Origin of the sequence: Shimia sp. R11_0 (genome assembly GCF_017744035.1) — a bacterium.
GTDB lineage: Bacteria > Pseudomonadota > Alphaproteobacteria > Rhodobacterales > Rhodobacteraceae > Shimia > Shimia marina.
Genome location: NZ_JAGHQY010000004.1, coordinates 182,872 through 202,915, shown reverse-complemented (window position 1 = coordinate 202,915; position 20,044 = coordinate 182,872). Strand labels below are relative to the sequence as shown.

Genomic DNA, 20,044 nt, shown 5'->3' with positions numbered 1-20,044 from the left:
AAGGCCCGGCAGACATGCCGGGCTTTTTTTATTCTGTGGGCGAGATCAGCCGTCTTTCAAAAACTGCCCGAGGTCCGGCGGGCGGAAATCCGGCCCCTTCAGTACTTTGCCATCTTCGCGCAGCACGGGGCGGCCGTCAGCCCCCAGTTTGGACATGTTGGAGGCATGCACCTCTTCCATGCCCGCCTGTTTGATCCCATGCAGGCCAAACTCCAGAAAGGTGCCGTCCAACACATATTGGATGTCACACAGTGCATCGAGCACCTCGACCATATCGTCCGCTTCCACGGCTTCGCGCAGCTCGGCGACCTCTTCTTCAAGGATCGCCAGCCGCATCTGCGCGCGGTCGTTCGGAATGGCGGGTGTGTCCACCACGGGCACATCAAAGGCCTCGTGCCATTCCTTCACAAGCGCAAGCGTGTCGCGGGACATCAGAAATCCCAGTCTTCGTCTTCTGTCGCGACCGCTTTGCCGATCACATAGGAAGAGCCCGAGCCGGAGAAGAAGTCGTGGTTTTCGCTGTCCGGGCTGAGGGCGGCGAGAATGGCAGGGTTCACCTCAGAGACTTCCGGCGGGAACAGCGCTTCAAACCCGAGGTTTTGCAGGGCTTTGTTCGCGTTGTAATGCAGGAAGACTTTCACATCCTCGGTGAGGCCCAGCTCATCATACAGCTCTTCAGTGTATTCGTTCTCAATGCCATAAAGCTCAAACATCAGTGCGAAGGCATAATCCTTCAGCTCCTGCTGCTCCGCTTCGGTGCGTTTCTCATAGCCGCGCTGGAATTTATAGCCCACATAATAGCCATGCACCGCCTCATCGCGGATGATCAGACGGATCAGATCGGCGGTGTTGGTCAGCTTGGCGCGGCTGGACCAATACATCGGCAGGTAGAAACCGGAATAGAACAGGAAGCTTTCCAGAAACACGCTGGCAATCTTGCGTTTCAGCGGGTCATTGCCCGGCGCATAGGTGTCAAGGATGGTACGCGCCTTGGCTTGCAGATGCGGGTTTTCCTCGGACCAGCGGAAGGCCTCGTCAATTTCCTTGGTGGAGCAGAGCGTCGAGAAAATCGACGAATAGCTGCGCGCATGTACCGCTTCCATAAAGGCGATATTGGTCAGAACGGCCTCTTCATGCGGGGTCACCGCATCAGGCATCAGAGAGGGCGCGCCCACGGTGTTCTGGATCGTGTCCAGCAGCGTTAGCCCGGTGAAGACCCGGATGGTCAGCTGTTTTTCGTGATCCGTCAGCGTGCCCCAGCTTGGGATGTCATTGGAAAGTGGCACTTTTTCTGGCAGCCAGAAGTTCACCGTCAACCGGTTCCAGACCTCAAGGTCTTTCTCGTCGTCCATCCGGTTCCAGTTGATCGCGCGGGTGATCTTTGTGGTGTGCATATCTTTCATAGGTCTCTCTCCGATCACAGCGTGCAGGACACGCAGCCCTGAACCTCGGTGCCCTCAAGGGCTTCCTGGCGCAGGCGCACATAATAGATGGTCTTGATGCCTTTCTTCCACGCGTAGATCTGCGCGCGGTTGATGTCGCGGGTGGTGGCCTCTGCCGGGAAGAACAGGGTCAGTGACAGGCCCTGATCCACATGTTCTGTGGCCGCCGCATAGGTATCAATCAGCGCCTCTGGGCCGATCTCATAGGCATCGCGATAATACTCAAGGTTGTCATTGTCCATGAAGGCCGCCGGGTAATACACGCGGCCAATCTTGCCTTCTTTGCGGATTTCCACCTTGGACACGATCGGGTGGATCGAGGAGGTCGAATTGTTGATGTAGGAGATCGAGCCGGTGGGGGGCACGGCCTGCAGGTTGCGGTTGAACAACCCGTGTTTCATCACATCCGCCTTCAGCGCGGCCCAATCGTCCCGCGTCGGCAGGTCGATGCCCTCAAACAGCGCTTTCACCACATCGCTTTGCGGCAGCCAGTCCTGCTCTGTGTAGCGGTCAAAGAAGACACCGGAGGCATAGTCAGAGGTTTCAAAGCCCTTGAAGCTGGCTTTGCGCTCTTGTGCGAGATCGCAAGAGGTGCGGATGGCGTGATAGGCCACTGTGGCAAAATAGACCGAGGTGAACTCAATGCCGTCCGCGCTGCCGTAGTGAATACGCTCGCGCGCCAGATAGCCGTGCAGGTTCATCTGACCCAGACCAATGGCGTGGCTGTCGTCATTGCCCTTGCGCACAGAGGGCACGGAGTCGATCGCAGACATTTCCGAAACAGCGGTCAGGGCACGGATCGCGGCCCCAACAGAGCGGCCAAAGTCTTTGCCGTCCATGGTCTTGGCGATGTTGAGGGAGCCGAGGTTACAGGAGATATCGCTGCCCATCTTGGCGTAGCCGAGGTCTTCGTTGAACTCAGACGCCTCATTGACCTGCAGGATTTCCGAACACAGGTTGGACATGTTGATCCGGCCCTCAATCGGGTTCATCCGGTTCACCGTGTCCTCAAACATCACATAGGGATAGCCGCTCTCAAACTGGATTTCGGCAATGGTCTGGAAGAACTCGCGCGCGTTCACTTTGGATTTGCGAATGCGTTTGTCCTCGACCATCTCATTGTATTTCTCGGTCACCGAGATTTCAGAGAATGGCACGCCATAGACCTTCTCCACATCATGCGGAGAGAACAGATACATATCGGCGTTTTTCTTGGCGAGCTCAAAGGTGATGTCGGGGATCACCACGCCAAGCGACAGCGTCTTGATGCGGATTTTCTCATCTGCATTTTCACGCTTGGTGTCCAGAAAGCGCATGATGTCGGGGTGGTGCGCATTCAGATAGACTGCGCCTGCGCCCTGACGTGCGCCCAGCTGGTTGGCATAAGAGAAGCTGTCTTCGAGCAGCTTCATCACAGGGATCACCCCGGAAGATTGGTTCTCAATGCCTTTGATCGGCGCACCATGCTCACGAATGTTGGTCAGCAGAAGCGCCACACCGCCGCCCCGCTTGGAGAGCTGCAGCGCCGAGTTGATACCGCGGCCAATGCTTTCCATATTGTCTTCCAGACGCAGCAGGAAGCAGGAGATCAGCTCCCCGCGGGAGGCTTTGCCCGCGTTCAGGAAAGTGGGCGTGGCCGGCTGGAAGCGGCCAGACAGCATCTCTTCCATGAAGTTCAGCGCCAGCTCTTCGTCGCCCCGCGCCAGACACAGTGCGGTCATCACCACCCGGTCTTCGTAGCGTTCCAGATAGCGTTGCCCGTCGCGGGTCTTCAGCGTGTAGGAGGTGTAATATTTGAACGCGCCAAGGAAGGTCGGGAAACGGAATTTGCGCGCATAGGCCGCGTCCCAGATTTTGCGCATGAAGTTCTTGGAATACTGATCCAGAACCGCTTCTTCGTAATAGCCTTCTTCGACCAGATAGCCGAGTTTTTCGTCCAGCGAGTGAAAGAACACGGTGTTCTGGTTCACATGCTGAAGGAAATACTGCTTTGCGGCCATACGGTCCGCATCAAAGCGAATATTGCCCTCTCCATCATAGAGATTCAGCATTGCGTTCAACGCGTGGTAATCCATCGTGCTCAGCTCGTTGTCGAGCATAGGCTATCTCCCAATTTGTCTAGCCCGGCGCGCAGGCGGTCAATGTCAGTTTGGGTGCCAGCCAGCTCAAACGTATAGAGCAGCGGCACGTTGCATTTTTCAGAAATGATGCGACCCGCCAAAGCATAGGTCGCACCAAAGTTTCTATTTCCGGATCCGATTACGCCGCAAAGCTGATTTCGGTTTTCCGGGTTATTCAGAAAGCGGATCACCTGCTTTGGCACTGCTCCGCGTCCTTCTCCATCGGCATAGGTCGGACATATCAGGACAAAGGGATCACGCAGATCGGGCAGCGGCGCATCTGGCTCAATCGGTATGCGCGCTGCCTCATATCCCAGCCGGTCCACAAACCGGCGCGTGTTGCCTGAAGCTGAAGAGTAGTAAACCAGTGCCGGAGGGCGGCCCGCCACAGCCTCAGCCCAGACGCGCAATCATGTCAGGGCGGAAGCCGGACCAATGGTCGCCACCAGCCACAACAACAGGGGCCTGACGGTAACCAAGTTCGGTCACGTGATCGAGAGCAGAGTTGTCTTCGGTCAGATCGACAACATCATAAGAGATGCCCTTGGCATCCAGCGCGCGTGTGGTGGCGGTGCATTGCACACAGGCGGGTTTGGAGTAGACGATGATGCTCATACTGTCCTCTTTAGTTTAGACAAAGCCGAGGACGCAGTGCCGGGCGAGTCCCGTTTTTTTACGTCCCCGACCCCTCCGTTCGTGGTTAATTTTTTACGCCTGCGGCAGGTCTCCTGACTCGCGGTTCTCTGCTTGGCTGGCCTTCCCAAAAGCACACTTTCAGTGGCGACTTCAACCTTGCTCACCGCTCACAGTTGCGGGGGCAGTGCCAGATTTTCACCGGCTTCCCTCTTAGCCTCCGACCTGAATCGAAGGAACCGAAGCATCACGATATTGGGGGGAAATGTGATTTGCTGTCAACATATAGGGTGAGCCCATATGGAATTTCTTTTGCTCAAACATTGAGCAATCACAGGTCAAACTCATGCAATGAGGCGCAATTCAAGAATTCTGATGGCTCGGGGGCGGCGCAACTGTTGTGGTCATGCCACGGCGTCAGACTTCGTACCTCATCTTAACGCTTTCGCTTGCAACCGGCAACGCCGAGCCTTGCGGAAGCGAAGATAAGTTTTCCGATTTCATGTCCTGAAACAGGATCTGATCCTCTCCGCCTGCGTGCGAAGTTTTGACTGTCGTATCCGAGCTTGATTTGGGTGCAAGCTTCTCCATTGTTTTGGCACGGAAATTACACTTGGGTCTGCGTCGCAGCAGGTCACGAGGCGCCAGACATGGCGCGTCTTGGGGTGTAACATGCGCGCAAAGCGATGGGATCAATCAGGGGGGCAATGCCGACTCACCCAGCATTGTGCCAGTTTGGTCGCCCTCTGTGAGGCGGTTGCCTGTTTCCACAGGCCCAGACATCCGGGCCTGACCGGCAGCGCATCAGCGGTGACAGATTCTCCCGGCTCCACATTGCCAAAGTAGAGCACCAGACGCCGTGCGATTGGTGCCCATGGTGCGGGTTTGTGCAGCGCGGCCTCTGCCTGCTCAAACAGGCGTGAGAAACTTGGGAAGTAAAGGAGGCCGACTGTGTTGTAGTCCATTCCCACATGTGTCGGTAGGTCAAGTCCGCGCGTCTCGCTCAGGGCGCTATTGCGATGTGCCTTGGCCAGTTGGGAGGTGTCGTGCGCGAAGCTGTCAGGCGCCTGATCCAGTACAGGGACCAAGAATGGCGTTGCGCGGCTGACGCTTGCATTCACCCCGGCTTCCATATGCGCCACAAACGTGGATACGAGTCGGATCCGCGCGATCTCCTGACCTCGTGCCAGAATGCAATGATCAGACTGTATCCGGCTGCGACCGGCGGCCCAGAGAGTGGAGATGATCTCAAGTGAGTGTCCCAGCCCGATCAGATCAGGCTGGATCTGGGAGAATTCGGAAGCGCAGAAGGCCGCGTAGAGCTGTCGGCCTTTGGCATCGCGGAACACGGTTGTTTGTTGGCCAACCGCCTCTGCGATCAGCTGCCAGTGTACATCGCCCAGATATTTGAGCCACCAGTCCTCCGCGAGGCCGCGCATTGCGAGCTGCGCCATGCCTAATGTGAGCGTGTGATGACGCGAGGGGGCGCTCGTCTGCGCAAGTGCGGCTGGCATCACGAGGCGGCCTGAAGAGAGGATTTGGCCGTCGCCGCGATATGCGTCGCCAAATGGCGCGCGTCTTCGTCGATTCCCAGAAAGCGTCCAGATCCCCAAGTGTTCAGCCAGCCCAAACCAATGAAGTAAAATCCGGTCTCCTCACAGACGCCACGCTGATAGACCGGGCGCCCCTGCGCATCAAAAACATCGACATCAATCCAGCTGTAATCCGGGCGAAAGCCGATGGCCCAGAGAATGGAGGTGATGCCCTCTTTCTCACAGTCAATCTCGGTGATCTCGCGTTCAGGGCGCCAGAATTTGGTAAAGGCAGGTTCTTCAGGCGCCTCAATATTGTGTTTGGCGATATACGCATCAATGGCGGCGCGAATGCCCATATAGCTGTCGTCGGCGTCATCCAGATTGGCTTCCAGGTCTGGCAGAAACTGAATGGTTTTGTCGGTCATCCCGCTGACCGAGCCATAGAGGGATACGCCCTCAAGCGCGAATTTGCGCAGGTCGATCTCATGGCCGCCATCACGCCCGGTCATATAGTGGTTGGTCTTGGTCACCGCATGCTCGGGATTGGGGTGTTGATCAATGGTGATCTCATAGTACCCCATGTCAAAGAGCCAGTCTGTGGAATCGCGCCCGCGATATTGTCTTGGTGCGCGGGGGGCCGGGCCGACGGCCAGATGCACCTTGCGTCCCTCAAGATGCATGTCTTCCATCAGTTGCACCCCGGATTGTCCTGTGCCCACAACCAAAGTCGCTCCATCCGGCATCTGATCAGGCCGGCGATAGTCTACGGAATGCATCTGATGGATTGAGGGATCGAGGTTGGAGGCAAAGGGCGGCACAATCGGATTGTCATATCCGCCGGTGGCAATCACGATCTGATCTGCGGAATAGTTGCCCTGACTGCTGTCTACAAGATACCCGCCGCCGGGGCGCTTGCTGATCCGGGTGACGTCACAGTTTTCCACAAGAGGGGGGCTGAAACGCTCGGCAAAGGCATCCAGATAGTCCGTGATTTCCTCTTTCACCATAAAGCCATCCGGGTCTTGGCCCTGATATGGAAAGTCCGGCAGGCGACATTGCCAGTTGGGCGTCACCAGACAGAAGCTGTCCCAGCGGTTGACGCGCCAGGAGTGAAACCGCTTGTGACGCTCCAGCACAACGTGATCCAGCCCTTGCTGGCAGAGATAGTAGCTCACGGAAAGGCCGGCCTGGCCGCCGCCAACAACGACAACGGTTTTGTGATTTCGGTGGGTCATGGGGGCTCCTTAGGTGATCTTGAGGCAGGTCACATCTGCCGTGGCGGGGAATGCGCTGGCTTTGTGTTCAATCGCCGTCAGCTGCGCTTCGGCGCTGGTACAGCGGTATCCAAATTTGGCTTCAACGCGGGTGCTGGCCTTCTCCAGAGCGATCCGGCACCGGGTCACAAATTCCTCCAGCGGATATGTCGTGTCCGCGGTCAGAAAATCCCGCACAACCGTGGAAGGGGAATAACACTCTTCGATCTGAGCATCTGGCCAGCGAATGGTGAAACGTGTCTCAGGCATGCAGCGCCTCCTTGGATGACAGGTTGAGATAGGGGGTGCGGGCGTGATCCCAGAAAGGGGCAGAGCCGTTGCGATCTGTCAGATGCACAGTGCTGCCGGTTCCGATGTCGCCGCAGACACTGGCAGCGATCCCAAAGCCTTCGCAGGCCTCGCACACTGCTGCGGCGTGCTCCGGGCGCGCTGTGAGCAGAAAGCCAAAGCTTGGGAAGCTGCGCAGCCAGCGCTCCATTTCCACGCCCCCCGGTTTTGGCAGTGCTTCTAGCTGAAGATCCACAGCCACACCTGAGGATTCCGCCAGCATCAGGGCTGTGCCCACGATCCCGCCCTGGCTGATGTCTTTGCCAGCGCTGACAAGCCCGGCTTCGGCAAGGTCTGGCAGCAGCTCCATGTTGCGGCGCAGGGTCTCTGGTGGGGTGGTCAGCGCCGCGTTCCAATTGTCAAAAGGCTCGCGGTAACTGCCGCGCAGATCCACCGCGCAGATCACCACATCGCCGGGGCGCGCTTCAAAACTCGAAATCAGTGATGTCGCCTGTCCCAGAATGGAGACGGAGAGTTGCAAGGCGTCGGTGCGCAAATTGGTGTGTCCGCCCACCACCGGCACGCCATAGGCTTGGGAGGCGGCCTTCATGCCTGCGAGCACGGGCTGCGCCTCTTGGGCGCTGGGTGCCCAAATGGCGTTGGTCACGGCTCTGGGGCGGCCGCCCATAGAGAGAATGTCTGAGATATTCACCATGACGCCGCACCAGCCAGCAAACCATGGGTCTGCTTTGACAAAGGCATTGATGAACCCTTCGCAGGCGAACAGATCGTAGCCAGAGCGGGTCGGTAAAACGGCGCAGTCATCGCCGGGCATGCCTGCGCTTTCAGAGGACAGCCCCAGTGTTTGAGTGCTTTGCGCAATGTCCAGCTTGCCGCGAATTGAGGGGTGATCGCGCAGGGCACGGGCCATTTTGCGCAGAGGCGGATGGGCGTTGATCATGACAGCCTCCGGCGGCGTGATAGGGATTTCCATCCTGCATAGGGATCTGGCATGGGCGGGTAGAACGACAAATCCGCCTGCATCTCCATATGCGGCACGCCATGGGCTTCCATCTCACGCAGCGGTGTCCAGTGCAGCCGTTGAAACAGTTTCACATTCTGCATCTGGACCTGCGCCAGAAACCGGTCGCACCCACGGGCATGCGCCGTGCATACCGCCAGTCGAATGAGTTCCGCGCCCAGAATGCCCACGCGGCGGTGGCTTTGTGCCACGGCGAGGCGAGAGCCGCGCCATAGACCGGGCTCTGCCTCATGGATGCGCACGGTGCCCACCACCTGATCGGCTTCCGCTGCCAGCGTGCTGATGGCGGCCAAAGGCAATGCGATCTCATCAATGGCGTCGCGGTCGTCGGTGTCAAAAAGCCCCTGTTCTTTGACAAAGGCCTGATGGCGCAGGGCGCGCACGCCGTCCAGTTCCCATGGATGTGTTGCCGCGCGGATGATGAAATCCGGCGATAGAAAGGCCTTCGGGTTCTGATAGCTCATGACACCCCCAGCTTTTCATAGACTGAAAGGGCAGAGCAGGCGCCACATTTGGCGCAGCCCGCTTTGGCGCTCTCTGCACTCATGCCCGCGCGCAGGATCATGCGCGATAGAGGTGCCAGAATGGCGGACATGAACTCTGATGTGGGGGCTGGATGGCTTTCCATCGGGGTGCCAGACACCGGCACAAATGGCACGACAAAGGGATAGACCCCAATTTTGCAAAGTTCTTGGGATGTCGCCAAAATCTCTTCTGGTGTGTCCCCCAAACCTGCAAGAATATAGGTGGAGACCTGACCGCGGCCAAACACCTTCACCGCGGCTTTGAAGCTGTCAAAATAGGCCTCAAGGCTGATTTGCGCCTTGCCGGGCATCACGCGGGCGCGCACCTCTGGTGTGACGGCCTCCAGATGCATGCCAAGGCTGTCAATGCCTGCCTCAAACATGCGCCTGTGCCAGATGTTGTCTTCCGGCGGCTCACATTGGCCCTGAATGGGGATATCCACGGCGGCCTTGATGGCGCGCGCGCTCTCGACCATGACCTTGGCCCCCCGGTCTTTGCCTGCAGGGGTGCCGGTTGTCATGACCATATGTTTGACGCCGTCCAGTTCCACGGCCGCCTTGGCGACTTCTGCGAGCTGTTCCGGTGTTTTATGCGCAATGGTGCGTTTGGCCGCGAGGGATTGCCCGATCGAGCAGAACTGGCAGGTCTTTTTGCGGCTGGCGTAGCGGATGCACTCCTGCAGCACCGTTGTGGCCAAAACATCCTTGGAATGCAGGGTGGCGATATGCTGATAGGGGATCCCGCCCTTGGTTTTCAGATCATAAAACTTCGGACGCATGGGGAATTTGACTTGCCCCAAAGGGGTGCCGCCCTTGGTGACTTCTGCCAGCCCATCTGCATCGGGGGCCTGCACAACATAGGGGCTGTCAAAGGCAGGGGCTGTGTGCACGGGCACCATCACGGTTGCGCCGCCAATCGTAACCGCCTTGTGGTCTGTCGGACCTGCGCCCCCGCGACGGCTTTCCATGCCCACGGTTGGATCCACCATTCGCATGCCATGTGTTTGCAGTTCATTGATCAGAGCAGCATCAGACATCTTCGGCCTCCATCTCTGCGACGCCATGCAGATCTTGCGCCTCTTCAATGCGGTGCACTGGCATGGCGGGTCGGGCATCATGGACAAGATGCAGAAGCTCGGGGCGGGCGTAATGTCCGACGCTGTCCATCATCCGTTTGCGTTTGGTGACCAGTTTCATATCCAGATCCGCAATCAGAATGCCTTCGCCTTCGGTCAGCGGGGGCACCACATGGCGCCCTTCTGGTGAGATGATGCAGGTCATGCAGCCATCGCGCAGCCCCTTCTGCAATTTGGGATCTTCCGAGATGCTGCTGATCTGCGCCTCACTCAGCCAGCCGGTGGCATTCACCACAAAGGCACCGGATTCCAGCGCGTGGTGGCGCATGGTGACTTCGATCTGCTCGCCAAAGATGGGCCCCACAAGGCTGCCGGGAAAATGGCCCACGTGGATGTCTTCATGCTGCGCCATCAGCGCATATCGGGCGAGCGGGTTGTAGTGTTCCCAGCAGGCAAGGGCTCCCACACGGCCCACTTTGGTCTGCACCACTTTAAGCCCGGCACCGTCGCCCTGACCCCAGATCATGCGCTCATGGTAGGTTGGGGTGATTTTACGCCGCTTGAGCGCTAGGGATCCGTCGGCATCAAAAATCAACTGTGTGTTAAAGAGAGACCCCTGGTCGCGCTCGTTCACCCCAAGCACCACAACCACGCCACGCTTGCGTGCGGCATCGGCAACGGCCTGTGTTTCCGGGGAGGGCACAACCACCGCCTCTTCATAGAGGCGCAGGTGCTCTGGCCCTTGTTGCATTGGAGGCAGTACAAAAGAAAAATAGGGGTAATACGGCACAAAGGTTTCCGGGAACACGATCAGCTCCGCGCCTTTTTCTGCGGCCTCTGCGATGGCATTCAGCACCCGTTCAATGGTGCCTGCACGAGCGGTCAAATCCGGCGCGATCTGCACAGCGGCTGCACGGACAATGGGGGTGGTCATTGTTGTATCCTTTGTGTCGGGATGGACGACGCCGTTGCCGCCCGTGGGAGAGGGTGAAAAGGATGAGGTCCCCCGAGGAGACGCCGTTGTCGCCTCGGGGGAGAAGTCGGCTCAGAGGGTCCAGGTGTCGAGGATCAGAGCATTGTCACGCACGTGCAGCAGCTTGAGATCCAGCACATCCTGAGGCGCGATGGGGGTGATGCCGGGCAGCAGGGATGGCTCGCCGTGGCCCATCAGCATTTGTAGCGCAAAGCGGCAGGCATAGACTTTGCCGCCCTCTTTCATGAATTTTTTCAGATTGGCGGCATAGTTCTGTGCGCCGGGGAAGGCTTCGTCTCCCAGTGTCGGAAACCCACGCTGTACGCCCAGCGACACGCCGGGGCCGTATAGCAGGATGGATGTTTCAAACCCTTTGCGTTGCAGGCGGATCGCTTGCAGGATGTTGACCAGCCCAATTGAGCCTTCAAAGGCCACGGTATGGAAGGTCACAAGGGCTTTCTGCCCGTCTTCGGCCTGTACATCTTCAAAGACTTTCTCTTCGTAGTTCACAAAGAAATCACCGTCTTTATGGGCGGGGGTTGTCACGTCTGGCATTGCGCTCTCCTGTTAGCCGCGTTGGTGTTCTCTATTGCTAGACAGCTCGCAGAGGGCTGGGCCACTAATCCATACAATTATGCATTCAATAGAATTGTATTGATTGTATGGTTGCGCCCAATGCATGGGCATTTCTTTGTGGTGCTGTGTGGAAAAAAGGCTATTGCAGTTTATTTTGGAAAATTTCACCCGAAAAACACTGAGATCATTGTTGGTAATATATGCCTACAATATGGAGCTCGGCGACGTAGCGCGGGAGAATGCAATGGACAATTGGCCACATCGAATCGAACAGTCTGGCAAGCCGCGGTATCTGGCCATCGCGGATTGCATCGCGCAGGACATGAAAGATCGTGTGCTCTTGCCCGGCGATCGCCTGCCACCGCAACGCAAGCTGGCAGATATGATCGGCGTGGATTTCACCACCGTCTCCCGCGGGTATACAGAAGCCATCAGTCGCGGACTGATCGAATCTCACGTTGGGCGCGGCACCTTCGTGCTGCCGCAGCAGACGTTCAGCGAAATCAGCGATGAGCGCCGTGCTTTGGCCAATGATCTGACCATGAATGCACCGCCAGAGCCGACCGATCCAGACCTTCTTGAACGGATGCGTGCGGGCCTGTCTGCGGTGTCCAATGATCTTGTGCACCTGCTGCGGTATCAAAGCCCGATTGGCGGAGAGATCGACAAGGAGGCTGCCTCCATCTGGCTCTCCATGCGTGGCTTGGTGCCCAATCTTGATCGGGTCGCGGTCACACCAGGGGCCCATGCCACGATGCTGGCGATACTGACCATTCTGGCGCGACCGGGGGATTGTGTGCTCTGCGAGGATGTCACCTATGCGGGGTTCAAAAAGATCGCCGCGCAGCTCGGCTTGCGCCTTATTGGGGTGCCGATGGACGCGGATGGCATTCTGCCTGACGCGCTGGAGGTCGCCATTCAGACACATCACCCCAAAGCACTTTACCTCAACCCGACGCTCCACAATCCGACCACCATGATTGTGCCGCAGGATCGCAGGCTCGAGATCACGGATGTGATGAAGCGCTATGAGCTGCCGCTGATCGAAGATGATGCCTATGGGTTTGTCTTGCCAGATGCGCCTCCACCCATGGCGGCCAGCGCTCCGGAACTGACATGGTATATTGGCGGGCTGGCGAAATGCATCGGGGCTGGGCTGCGTCTGGCCTATGCTATCGCGCCGAGCGCGCGCGCGGGCTTTGCGATGGAGAACGGCATCCGTGCGGTCTCTGTTATGGCGTCTCCGGTGTCCATGGCGATAGCCACCCGCTGGGTGTTGGATGGGACGGCTGATCAAATCCGACGCTTCATTCGCAAAGAGACAGCCATCCGTCAGAGTATCGCAGCAGATGCCATCACCGAGGCGGCGTTTATAGCACATCCACATGCCTTCAACGTCTGGCTGCGCCTACCAGAGACTGTCACCTGCGCGGCTCTGATGTCCAACATGTCAAATCAGCAGATTGGCATCACGCCAGAAAGCGCCTTTCGTACCATGGGGCATCAGGACCGATTTGTACGTATTTGCCTTGGGGGGAGATTGCCCCGCAAAAACCTGCCGCAGACGCTCACCCATCTGAACAATCAGATTTGGCAGCTCGCCAAAGCGGGGTAGGAAAGCCTTTAGAAAGCGTGGCTGTCTGCGTAGCGAGAGGGCTGCAGGGTGAGGCTACAGAGCTGTTGATCAAAACGGTGCAGGGCAATCCCGGCCTCCTCTTTTGTAAATCGCACAGGGGCCTGCGGCGTCAGGTTCGGCACAATGCTATGGGACAGGCCAGGTGCCACAAAGGCCGGGTGATTTGCGAAGCTGCCAAAACAACTGCGGTGCACATGTCCACAACATATCTGCATGGGTCCCGTGTGCCCCCGCAGCAGCGCGGCGAGTGGCGCGCTGTCGCGCAGCCCAATGGCATCCATGCCGGCAATGCCCGTGGCAAAGGGAGGGTGGTGCATAAACAGCAGGATGGGGTGGCCTTGTCGTGCCTCCAACTGTTGCTGCAACCAGGCAAGCGTCTCTGCTGAAAGCGTCCCATGGGGATGGCCAGAACACAGCGTATCAAGTCCGATCAACGTCAGCTGCTCCAGATCTTCGCACCAGTTGAGCGCCCCGGAACGGGGCATCCATGTCTGAGCGGCGCAGGCCGCACGCATCCTGTCACGATGATCATGATTGCCCGGAATAGCCCGCCACGGCAGTGCCACATCCTCCATGATTTCCATGAAGGTCTCATAAGAGGCCGCACAGCCGCTCTCACTCAGATCGCCAGAAATCACCAGACGATCAATCGGCCCCACCAGATCCTCAAGATCTGGCAGCGCAGCCACAAGAAAGCGCAGCGCTTGGGCCGTATCGACTTGATCATAAAACAGCTGACCTTTCGGCAGAATGTGCAGGTCAGAGATATGCAGAATTTGGGTCATCTCACATGCCTTTGGATTACTTCACGCCAGCGGTCAGGAAGGCCTGAATGAACTGTCGTTGAAAAATCAGAAACAGGATTAGCAAAGGTGCAATCACCATGATGGTGGCGGCGGAAATCACGGAAATATCGACCCCGTTCTCCGGCGCGCCAAACAGGGAGAGACCAACGGTGAGCGGCCTTGTGCTGTCAGAATTTGTTGCAATCAGCGGCCACAGGAAGTTGTTCCAGTGGGTGGAGACCGACACCAGCGCATAGGCCAGATAGGTGGGCCGCGCCGCTGGCACATAGACCCGCCACAGCACGCCCAACGTATGACAGCCTTCCACACGCGCGGCGTCTTCGAGGTCTTTAGGTACGGATTTGAAGGCTTGCCGCATCAGGAAAATGCCAAAAGCGGAGGCCATGTAAGGGGCGCCTATCCCCAGCAGGCTGTCCAGAATGCCAAGGCTGGCCGCGACACGATAGTTTTCAACAATCAGCACCTCTGGCAAAATGAAAAGTTGCAGCAGCACCAGCAGAAATACTGTGTCGCGCCCTTTGAAATCCGCCTGAGCAAAGGCAAACCCGGCCAAGGTGCACAGAAAGAACTGACCGGCCAAAACCAATGTGACCAGCAGGAAGGTGTTCATAAAATACCGAAGCCAGGGCGCACCTTCCCAGGCCGTGAGGAAATTCTCCAGTGTTAGCGGGGCGGTGAGGCGAAAATGCACCGCATCACTGACGTTGTGAAAAGCGGCCCAGAACGCATAGAGCAATGGGGAAATCCACAGCACAGCCAACAGCAGGGCCAGCAGGGGTTCTATGTATCGGCTCATCGGTAGTGGGTCCTTCTGTCCAGCACCAGAAACTGAAAGGCTGCCAAGGCGCCCAGCACCCCCAGTACCAATGTGGTGATCGCTGCGGCTGTCGGGCGATCAAAATAGCTGAACGCGTTTTCCCAGATGTAGTAGAGGATCAGTTTTGTGGAATCTGAGGGGCCGCCCTTGGTCAGGATGAAAAGGTGATCAATCAGCTTGACCGAATTGATCATCGCATTGACCAGAATGAACACGGTGGTGGGCATCAGAAGCGGTAGGACGATGCGGCGTGTATAAGTCCAGCGCGAGGCCCCTTCGATATCTGCAGCTTCCTTGAGATCCGGGGGAATTGTCTGCAAGGCGGCCAGATAGAAGATCATGAAAAATCCGGCTTCCTTCCAGATCGTCACTACACATATCGACCAGAGCGCGGTCTCCGGCTGGCCCAGCCAATTTACAGGGGCTGCGCCAAAGGCTCCGCCAATCTGATTCAGAATGCCAAAGCTGGGTGTGAAAAAGAATAGCCACAGGTTGGCCGCTGCAATCATCGGCAGGACCGTGGGTGTGAAGTAAGCGGTACGTATAAAACTGCGTGCCGGGATTTTGGCGTTGGCCCAAAGCGCCATAACAAGCGCCAGCGTGATGGAAGCCGGTATTGTGACAGCGGCATAGAGAAAGTTGTTCCAAGCCACGTGCCAGAATGTTGGATCGTCAAACAGGAACTGATAGTTTTCCAACCCCACAAATTCCGAGGGCTTGCGGCGCGTGCCACGTGACCAGAGGGAGGTCACCAAAGTGGCCACAGAGGGATAAAGCGCAAAGATCGAGAGCATGGCCAAAGCCGGGCTTAGCAAAAGCCAGCCGTGAATGGCCCTGCGGCGGCGCTCAAGAGAGTGGGGATCAGTCATTGGTGACTCCAAAAGCGCCGGGCGCGCGTGGCGCCCGGCGCTGCAGTGTAACTTACTTGTAGGCGCGCAGCAGACGCTCTGCGGCATCCTGAGCTTCGGTCAAGGCGTCCTCTGCGGTTTTGTCACCGGTCAGCGCGGATTGGATCGCGGCATTCAGCCCGTCACGCACACGCGCGGTTTCAAAGGTCGAGAATTCTGCCACCGCATGCTCCAGCTGGTCACGCGCCACAAGGGCTGGTGGGAACTCCTGCACATAGGCTTTCAGAGCGTCTGTCTCATAAGCGGCTGGAGAGACCCCCATATAGCCGGTGGCAATCGACCATTTCGCGGCTTGCTCTGGCGCGGTCATGAATTTGATCAGTTCCAGGGCGGCTTCTTTCTCTTCATCTGTGGAGTCTTTGAAGACATAGAAGTTGCCGCCACCTGTAGGCGAGCCTAGGCGCACATTGCCGGGCAGCTTTGCCACACCGAAATCAAACTCTGCGTTGTTTTTGACGGCGGTCAGGTTGCCGGTGGAATGCCACATCATGGCTGTTTTTCCTTCAAGGAAGGCCTGACGCAAAGTGCCCCATTCCACGGTGCCTTCGGGCATGATGCCATGCTCAGAAGAGAGGGATTTCCAGAAATCCAGCGTTTCCACAACTTTTGCATCGTCAAAATAGGTGGTCACACCATCGTTGGACATCACCTCTTTGCCGTTCTGGATCGCAAGCGCCTGGAACATCCAATAGGGGTAACCGGTCGAAGGGATCATCAGGCCGTGGGTATCTTCATTTGTCAGGGCTTTGCCCATCGACACCAGCTCGTCCCATGTTGTTGGGGCTTTGTCCGCGTCCAGTCCCGCCGCGCGGAACATGTCTTTGTTGTAGTAGGCGACGATGGTCGAGCGCTGGAAAGGCACGCCCCAGGTTTTGCCTTCAATTTTGCCATTGGCCATCAGGGCAGGGTAGAAACCGTTCAGCCATGCGGCCTCTTCCTCACCGTCAATGAGATCTTCAAAGGGTACCACAAAATCCTGTTCGATCAGGTCATAGGCATCGATGGAGAACATCACCGCCAATTGGGCAGGCTCGCCTGCTTCCAATGCGGCCAGTGACTTGATGCGCGTGTCATCATAGTTGCCCGCATAGATGGCGTTGACTTTGATGTCTGGGTTTTGCGCCTCAAAGGAGTCGATGATGCCATCAACAACTTCGGTCAGCTTTCCCCCAACAGCGATGGGGTAATACATGGTCAGCTCGGTCTCAGCCGCAGCTGGATTGACGAGCGCGGTGGTTGCCGCAAGAATGGCCGCTACAGCAGTCATACGGGTCATATCAAAGTGTCCTTTTGAGCAGGTTCAGTTGACAAAGGGGCCTTTTGGCCAGTTCCGGACGCGGTGTTTTGGCGAATGCACGTCTCGGAATTCTGCTGAGGCTCCTTTTTCAGTTCTCCTGTGTGAGAATTGAAAAGGAGCCGGTTTTTCTGTGGGATCACGACATCGACCTCTTGGCCAAGGTGCTGTGGCGCACTGCCGGGCACGATCACAGCCAAGCCTCTGGCTGCAGGATGTGCCAGGGACAGCCGTGTCTCTGCGCCAAGAAACTCAATGTCGTCTACATGGGTCGTCAGATCGCCCTGTCCTTTGGTGGCGAGAGACAGATGTTCGGGGCGCACGCCAATATGAAGCGCATCGTCAAGCCCGAGGGCCGCGCCCGCAATCAAAGCGGTGGGAGGTTCGCCAACGAATTGTGCGGCAAACATTGTGGCCGGGCGCGTATAAAGCTCGGCAGGGCTTCCGATTTGCTCCACCTGACCTGCGTTCATCAAGACCACCTGATCAGACAGACTCATCGCTTCGCCCTGATCATGGGTCACATAGACCACCGTCAGGCCCAATGTGCGGGCCATGGCACGAATATCCCGCCGCACTGAATGGCGCAGTTTCGCATCCAGATTGGACAGCGGTTCATCCATCAGGCAAAGGGGGCGCTCAGAAACAGCCGCGCGGGCCAGCGCCACGCGTTGACGTTGTCCGCCAGACAGTTCTGCGGGTTTACGCGCCTCCAGACCTTTCAAGCCCGTCATCTCCAGCGCTTTGTGGAGGCGGCGGTCCTGTTCTGCACGTGCCACACGGCGCACTTTGAGGCCAAACCGGACGTTTTCGATCACGCTCAGATGGGGAAACAATGCATAGGATTGAAACACCATCGACAGGTTGCGCTGTGCAGCGGGCAGGGTGGTCACCTCCCGGCCATCGATCTGTATGGTGCCCGATTGTGGCTGTTCTAACCCTGCGATGAGCCGCAAAAGCGTCGATTTTCCGCAGCCGGAAGGCCCAAGGATCGACAGAAACGATCCCTGAGGCAACGACAGGCTGATGTCGCGCACGCCGCCATTGCCATCCCATTGTCGGGTGATTTTATCCAGTGTCAGAAAGCTCATGCTGTGTCTCTTGCATAGGCCACCCGATCAGTGATCGGATCAAGCAGCGTGTGAAATTCTGCGCTGGGCGCGGCGTCCAGAACGATGTGGTCCATGTCCGTCAGCTTCCCGCCGATTGCGGCGGCACGTCGTCCGAACTTGCTCTGGTCTGCCACCAGAATTGAGGCGCGGGCATTATCTTGCATGGCGCGGCGCGCTTGGGCTTCGTCTTCGTGGAAATCCAGCAGACTTCCGTCTGTATCAATTCCACCGACGCCAAAAATGGCGAAATCCGCACGATAGGCCCGCACTGTTTCCAGAACCTGCGGACCCAGAAAATCGCGATCCGGCAGGCGCAGGTCTCCGCCCGGCAGGATGATGCGCACGCCGGGGGCCTCGGCCACTGCCAAAGCCACGTTGAGATTGTTGGTGATGACATGCAGCCCTTGATGGTCCGACAGGGCAGAGGCCACAAAGGCGGGGGTTGTCCCAATGGAAAAGAACAGAGTTGCGTTGTCTGGAATCAGCCGGGCGGCCTCTAAGGCAATGCGCTTTTTTGCGGCTGCGTTGAGCGTTGAGCGCGCGGCGTAAGGGAGGTTCAAGTTGGCATCGATGAACTCGGCGCCACCATGTAGCCGGCGCAGTTTGCCCTCCGCACAGAGCGCATTGATGTCGCGACGGATGGTGTGCTGGGACACTTCCAAAGTCAGGGCAAGGTCTTCGACCAGAACCCGTCCTGAGGTTTGTGCGCGCTGTAGTATTTTGTCTTGTCTGTTCATAAGCACCCTTTCGACGCTCATTTGAGCATCCGCATGTAATAAAAATGCGACAGGATGATTATTTGCGCAGAAATTTTTGGTGCAGCGTCCGCGCGCGCCTACCGGGGCTAGTTCAAACCCAGTGCGGCGGCACCAAAGGCAGAAGCCGCCGCTCCCGCATGTTGGGATAGGGTTATGTCGGGAATTTGCAGGCGGCTCTGGCCAAACCGCGCGGCCACGGCCTGTGGCAGGCCCTCTGCGAGGCGTTCAAGCAATTCGGGGGGGAGCGTGCCGCCCACCACAATGCCCTTGGGGTCCAATACGGAAGATGATAAGTAGATCAGCTCCACCAATTGCGTGCGGGCACGGCTGATCCATGTTTTAAGCGGACCTTCGGCAAGAGGGGCTATCTCGCTAAAGTTGGTTCGGGTGAGCTCTTCAAAACCGTATTCTTTAAGGTACATCTTGAGATCGGCCCAGGTCGGACGTGGTGCCGGCGGTGGCATCATGGCTCCGATTTCGCCGGCATTGCGATGCGCCCCCTGCCAAAGTGTGCCGTTCAGGATGAGACTGCCTCCCAACCCGTCTCCGAGAAAGAGGTAGATAAAGCTGGTCAGGTTGCCGCTGTTACCCAGAAGTTGCTCGCAGCTGGCGGCGGCATTTGCGTCATTTTCGAGTTTGGCAGGGCGATCAAACACTTTGGACAGCTGTGCGACGTAGTCTTCATCTTTACGGGCTGCGAAGTTCTCTGACAGTTGCAGGACCGGCTGCCCAGCGGGATCATGCTGTTTTGAAAATGTTGTTGGGAGGGCCACGCCCACGGCGAGGATATCCGCTTCACGCGCGCCTTCACGCGCCAGCAAGACCTCTGCGCGCTGTCGGATTTCCTTGGTTTCTTCAACCGCAGTGAGCTCGTCGGTCGCAATGCGTTCCTCACCAATCAGTTTGCCGTTGAAGTCGGTCACCACCACCACGGTTTCTTCAAACGTGGGGGAGATGCCGACGGAGTAGCCCGCTTGCGCGACAAGCCCAAGCGTGATTGCTGGCTGTCCCTTTTTGCCACGCAGTTTGCCCAACTCCTGCACCAGCCCATGCGCGATCAGATCTCGGGTCAGATTTGTCACCGACGCCGAACTCAGGCCGGTGTGTTGTGCAAGGGACGCCCGCGAAATCGGAGCCATACGCCGGATCGTGTTCATCACCTGCAGATGCGAGGGACTGAAGTTGTAGGGGGCTGAGAAGAAAATGGAGGTCATGCAGAACATTTGCCATAGCGTCATAAATTTATCATAT

Annotated in this window: 21 protein-coding genes and 1 riboswitch; of the genes, 1 reads left to right on the top strand and 20 read right to left on the bottom strand. The window is 57.6% G+C overall.

What is annotated here, in order from left to right; all coding sequences use genetic code 11:
• Window positions 1-45 precede the first annotated feature (45 nt).
• The 13 genes from J7382_RS10295 to J7382_RS10235 form a co-directional block, all read right to left on the bottom strand.
• Window positions 46-432, bottom strand: a complete 387-nt coding sequence (locus tag J7382_RS10295; RefSeq protein ID WP_209068947.1) for a nucleoside triphosphate pyrophosphohydrolase family protein — start codon at window positions 430-432, stop codon at window positions 46-48.
• Window positions 432-1,403: a class 1b ribonucleoside-diphosphate reductase subunit beta gene (gene nrdF, locus J7382_RS10290; RefSeq protein ID WP_209068946.1), complete on the bottom strand. Its 972-nt coding sequence runs from the start codon at window positions 1,401-1,403 to the stop codon at window positions 432-434. Before nrdF ends, J7382_RS10295 begins: the two co-directional genes overlap by 1 nt.
• A gap of 14 nt (window positions 1,404-1,417) precedes the next feature.
• Window positions 1,418-3,541 (bottom strand): class 1b ribonucleoside-diphosphate reductase subunit alpha, encoded by a 2,124-nt coding sequence (gene nrdE, locus J7382_RS10285; protein ID WP_209068945.1) that lies wholly within the window; start codon window positions 3,539-3,541, stop codon window positions 1,418-1,420.
• Complete coding sequence (nrdI, locus tag J7382_RS10280) at window positions 3,523-3,930, bottom strand: class Ib ribonucleoside-diphosphate reductase assembly flavoprotein NrdI (protein ID WP_209069152.1); 408 nt, start codon at window positions 3,928-3,930, stop codon at window positions 3,523-3,525. Before nrdI ends, nrdE begins: the two co-directional genes overlap by 19 nt.
• Window positions 3,931-3,955: 25 nt before the next feature.
• On the bottom strand, window positions 3,956-4,177 hold the full coding sequence (gene nrdH, locus J7382_RS10275) for a glutaredoxin-like protein NrdH (RefSeq protein WP_058238094.1): 222 nt from the start codon (window positions 4,175-4,177) through the stop codon (window positions 3,956-3,958).
• Between the two features lie 85 nt (window positions 4,178-4,262).
• Window positions 4,263-4,454, bottom strand: a riboswitch (cobalamin riboswitch).
• 433 nt (window positions 4,455-4,887) lie between these two features.
• Entirely contained in the window at window positions 4,888-5,709 is an 822-nt protein-coding gene (locus J7382_RS10270) for a Pnap_2097 family protein (protein WP_209068944.1), read from the bottom strand.
• Complete coding sequence (locus tag J7382_RS10265; protein ID WP_209068943.1) at window positions 5,709-6,965, bottom strand: MSMEG_0569 family flavin-dependent oxidoreductase; 1,257 nt, start codon at window positions 6,963-6,965, stop codon at window positions 5,709-5,711. The genes J7382_RS10270 and J7382_RS10265 overlap by 1 nt, the downstream gene beginning before the upstream one ends.
• Window positions 6,966-6,974: 9 nt before the next feature.
• A complete protein-coding gene (locus tag J7382_RS10260; RefSeq protein ID WP_209068942.1) occupies window positions 6,975-7,253 on the bottom strand; it encodes an MSMEG_0570 family nitrogen starvation response protein in 279 nt (92 codons plus the stop codon).
• On the bottom strand, window positions 7,246-8,232 hold the full coding sequence (locus J7382_RS10255; protein ID WP_247744947.1) for a sll0787 family AIR synthase-like protein: 987 nt from the start codon (window positions 8,230-8,232) through the stop codon (window positions 7,246-7,248). The genes J7382_RS10260 and J7382_RS10255 overlap by 8 nt, the downstream gene beginning before the upstream one ends.
• Window positions 8,229-8,777 (bottom strand): MSMEG_0567/Sll0786 family nitrogen starvation N-acetyltransferase, encoded by a 549-nt coding sequence (locus J7382_RS10250; protein ID WP_209068941.1) that lies wholly within the window; start codon window positions 8,775-8,777, stop codon window positions 8,229-8,231. The genes J7382_RS10255 and J7382_RS10250 overlap by 4 nt, the downstream gene beginning before the upstream one ends.
• Window positions 8,774-9,874, bottom strand: coding sequence for an MSMEG_0568 family radical SAM protein (locus tag J7382_RS10245; RefSeq protein ID WP_209068940.1), 1,101 nt, complete (start codon window positions 9,872-9,874; stop codon window positions 8,774-8,776). Before J7382_RS10245 ends, J7382_RS10250 begins: the two co-directional genes overlap by 4 nt.
• On the bottom strand, window positions 9,867-10,847 hold the full coding sequence (locus J7382_RS10240; RefSeq protein WP_209068939.1) for a Nit6803 family nitrilase: 981 nt from the start codon (window positions 10,845-10,847) through the stop codon (window positions 9,867-9,869). Before J7382_RS10240 ends, J7382_RS10245 begins: the two co-directional genes overlap by 8 nt.
• 111 nt (window positions 10,848-10,958) lie before the next feature.
• A complete protein-coding gene (locus J7382_RS10235) occupies window positions 10,959-11,441 on the bottom strand; it encodes an MSMEG_0572/Sll0783 family nitrogen starvation response protein (RefSeq protein WP_209068938.1) in 483 nt (160 codons plus the stop codon).
• Between the two features lie 265 nt (window positions 11,442-11,706).
• Here J7382_RS10235 and J7382_RS10230 point away from each other — a divergent pair, with 265 nt between their 5' ends.
• Window positions 11,707-13,077 carry a PLP-dependent aminotransferase family protein gene (locus tag J7382_RS10230; RefSeq protein ID WP_209068937.1) on the top strand — a complete coding sequence of 457 codons (1,371 nt, stop codon included), beginning with the start codon at window positions 11,707-11,709 and terminating at the stop codon, window positions 13,075-13,077.
• 8 nt (window positions 13,078-13,085) lie between these two features.
• On the opposite strand, the gene J7382_RS10225 is transcribed toward J7382_RS10230, so the two are convergent.
• From J7382_RS10225 to J7382_RS10195, 7 genes are all read right to left on the bottom strand, one after another.
• Window positions 13,086-13,883 (bottom strand): phosphodiesterase, encoded by a 798-nt coding sequence (locus J7382_RS10225; RefSeq protein WP_209068936.1) that lies wholly within the window; start codon window positions 13,881-13,883, stop codon window positions 13,086-13,088.
• 16 nt (window positions 13,884-13,899) lie between these two features.
• Window positions 13,900-14,700 (bottom strand): carbohydrate ABC transporter permease, encoded by an 801-nt coding sequence (locus tag J7382_RS10220; protein ID WP_209068935.1) that lies wholly within the window; start codon window positions 14,698-14,700, stop codon window positions 13,900-13,902.
• Complete coding sequence (locus J7382_RS10215) at window positions 14,697-15,590, bottom strand: sugar ABC transporter permease (protein ID WP_209068934.1); 894 nt, start codon at window positions 15,588-15,590, stop codon at window positions 14,697-14,699. Before J7382_RS10215 ends, J7382_RS10220 begins: the two co-directional genes overlap by 4 nt.
• Before the next feature lie 52 nt (window positions 15,591-15,642).
• A complete protein-coding gene (locus tag J7382_RS10210; RefSeq protein ID WP_247744963.1) occupies window positions 15,643-16,896 on the bottom strand; it encodes an ABC transporter substrate-binding protein in 1,254 nt (417 codons plus the stop codon).
• A gap of 5 nt (window positions 16,897-16,901) precedes the next feature.
• Complete coding sequence (locus J7382_RS10205; RefSeq protein ID WP_209068932.1) at window positions 16,902-18,014, bottom strand: ABC transporter ATP-binding protein; 1,113 nt, start codon at window positions 18,012-18,014, stop codon at window positions 16,902-16,904.
• The gene (locus tag J7382_RS10200) at window positions 18,011-18,772 is read right to left on the bottom strand and encodes a DeoR/GlpR family DNA-binding transcription regulator (protein WP_209068931.1); all 762 of its coding nucleotides are present in this window, start codon (window positions 18,770-18,772) and stop codon (window positions 18,011-18,013) included. The genes J7382_RS10205 and J7382_RS10200 overlap by 4 nt, the downstream gene beginning before the upstream one ends.
• A gap of 107 nt (window positions 18,773-18,879) precedes the next feature.
• Window positions 18,880-20,031: an ROK family transcriptional regulator gene (locus J7382_RS10195; protein WP_209068930.1), complete on the bottom strand. Its 1,152-nt coding sequence runs from the start codon at window positions 20,029-20,031 to the stop codon at window positions 18,880-18,882.
• Window positions 20,032-20,044 lie beyond the last annotated feature (13 nt).

Coding starts and splice junctions, on each gene's coding strand:
- J7382_RS10295 (WP_209068947.1), bottom strand. CDS start 432: ATGTCCCGCGACACGCTTGCGCTTGTGAAGGAATGGCACGAGGCCTTT.
- nrdF (WP_209068946.1), bottom strand. CDS start 1,403: ATGAAAGATATGCACACCACAAAGATCACCCGCGCGATCAACTGGAAC.
- nrdE (WP_209068945.1), bottom strand. CDS start 3,541: ATGCTCGACAACGAGCTGAGCACGATGGATTACCACGCGTTGAACGCA.
- nrdH (WP_058238094.1), bottom strand. CDS start 4,177: ATGAGCATCATCGTCTACTCCAAACCCGCCTGTGTGCAATGCACCGCC.
- J7382_RS10270 (WP_209068944.1), bottom strand. CDS start 5,709: ATGCCAGCCGCACTTGCGCAGACGAGCGCCCCCTCGCGTCATCACACG.
- J7382_RS10265 (WP_209068943.1), bottom strand. CDS start 6,965: ATGACCCACCGAAATCACAAAACCGTTGTCGTTGTTGGCGGCGGCCAG.
- J7382_RS10260 (WP_209068942.1), bottom strand. CDS start 7,253: ATGCCTGAGACACGTTTCACCATTCGCTGGCCAGATGCTCAGATCGAA.
- J7382_RS10255 (WP_247744947.1), bottom strand. CDS start 8,232: ATGATCAACGCCCATCCGCCTCTGCGCAAAATGGCCCGTGCCCTGCGC.
- J7382_RS10250 (WP_209068941.1), bottom strand. CDS start 8,777: ATGAGCTATCAGAACCCGAAGGCCTTTCTATCGCCGGATTTCATCATC.
- J7382_RS10245 (WP_209068940.1), bottom strand. CDS start 9,874: ATGTCTGATGCTGCTCTGATCAATGAACTGCAAACACATGGCATGCGA.
- J7382_RS10240 (WP_209068939.1), bottom strand. CDS start 10,847: ATGACCACCCCCATTGTCCGTGCAGCCGCTGTGCAGATCGCGCCGGAT.
- J7382_RS10235 (WP_209068938.1), bottom strand. CDS start 11,441: ATGCCAGACGTGACAACCCCCGCCCATAAAGACGGTGATTTCTTTGTG.
- J7382_RS10230 (WP_209068937.1), top strand. CDS start 11,707: ATGGACAATTGGCCACATCGAATCGAACAGTCTGGCAAGCCGCGGTAT.
- J7382_RS10225 (WP_209068936.1), bottom strand. CDS start 13,883: ATGACCCAAATTCTGCATATCTCTGACCTGCACATTCTGCCGAAAGGT.
- J7382_RS10220 (WP_209068935.1), bottom strand. CDS start 14,700: ATGAGCCGATACATAGAACCCCTGCTGGCCCTGCTGTTGGCTGTGCTG.
- J7382_RS10215 (WP_209068934.1), bottom strand. CDS start 15,590: ATGACTGATCCCCACTCTCTTGAGCGCCGCCGCAGGGCCATTCACGGC.
- J7382_RS10210 (WP_247744963.1), bottom strand. CDS start 16,896: ATGACTGCTGTAGCGGCCATTCTTGCGGCAACCACCGCGCTCGTCAAT.
- J7382_RS10205 (WP_209068932.1), bottom strand. CDS start 18,014: ATGAGCTTTCTGACACTGGATAAAATCACCCGACAATGGGATGGCAAT.
- J7382_RS10200 (WP_209068931.1), bottom strand. CDS start 18,772: ATGAACAGACAAGACAAAATACTACAGCGCGCACAAACCTCAGGACGG.
- J7382_RS10195 (WP_209068930.1), bottom strand. CDS start 20,031: ATGACGCTATGGCAAATGTTCTGCATGACCTCCATTTTCTTCTCAGCC.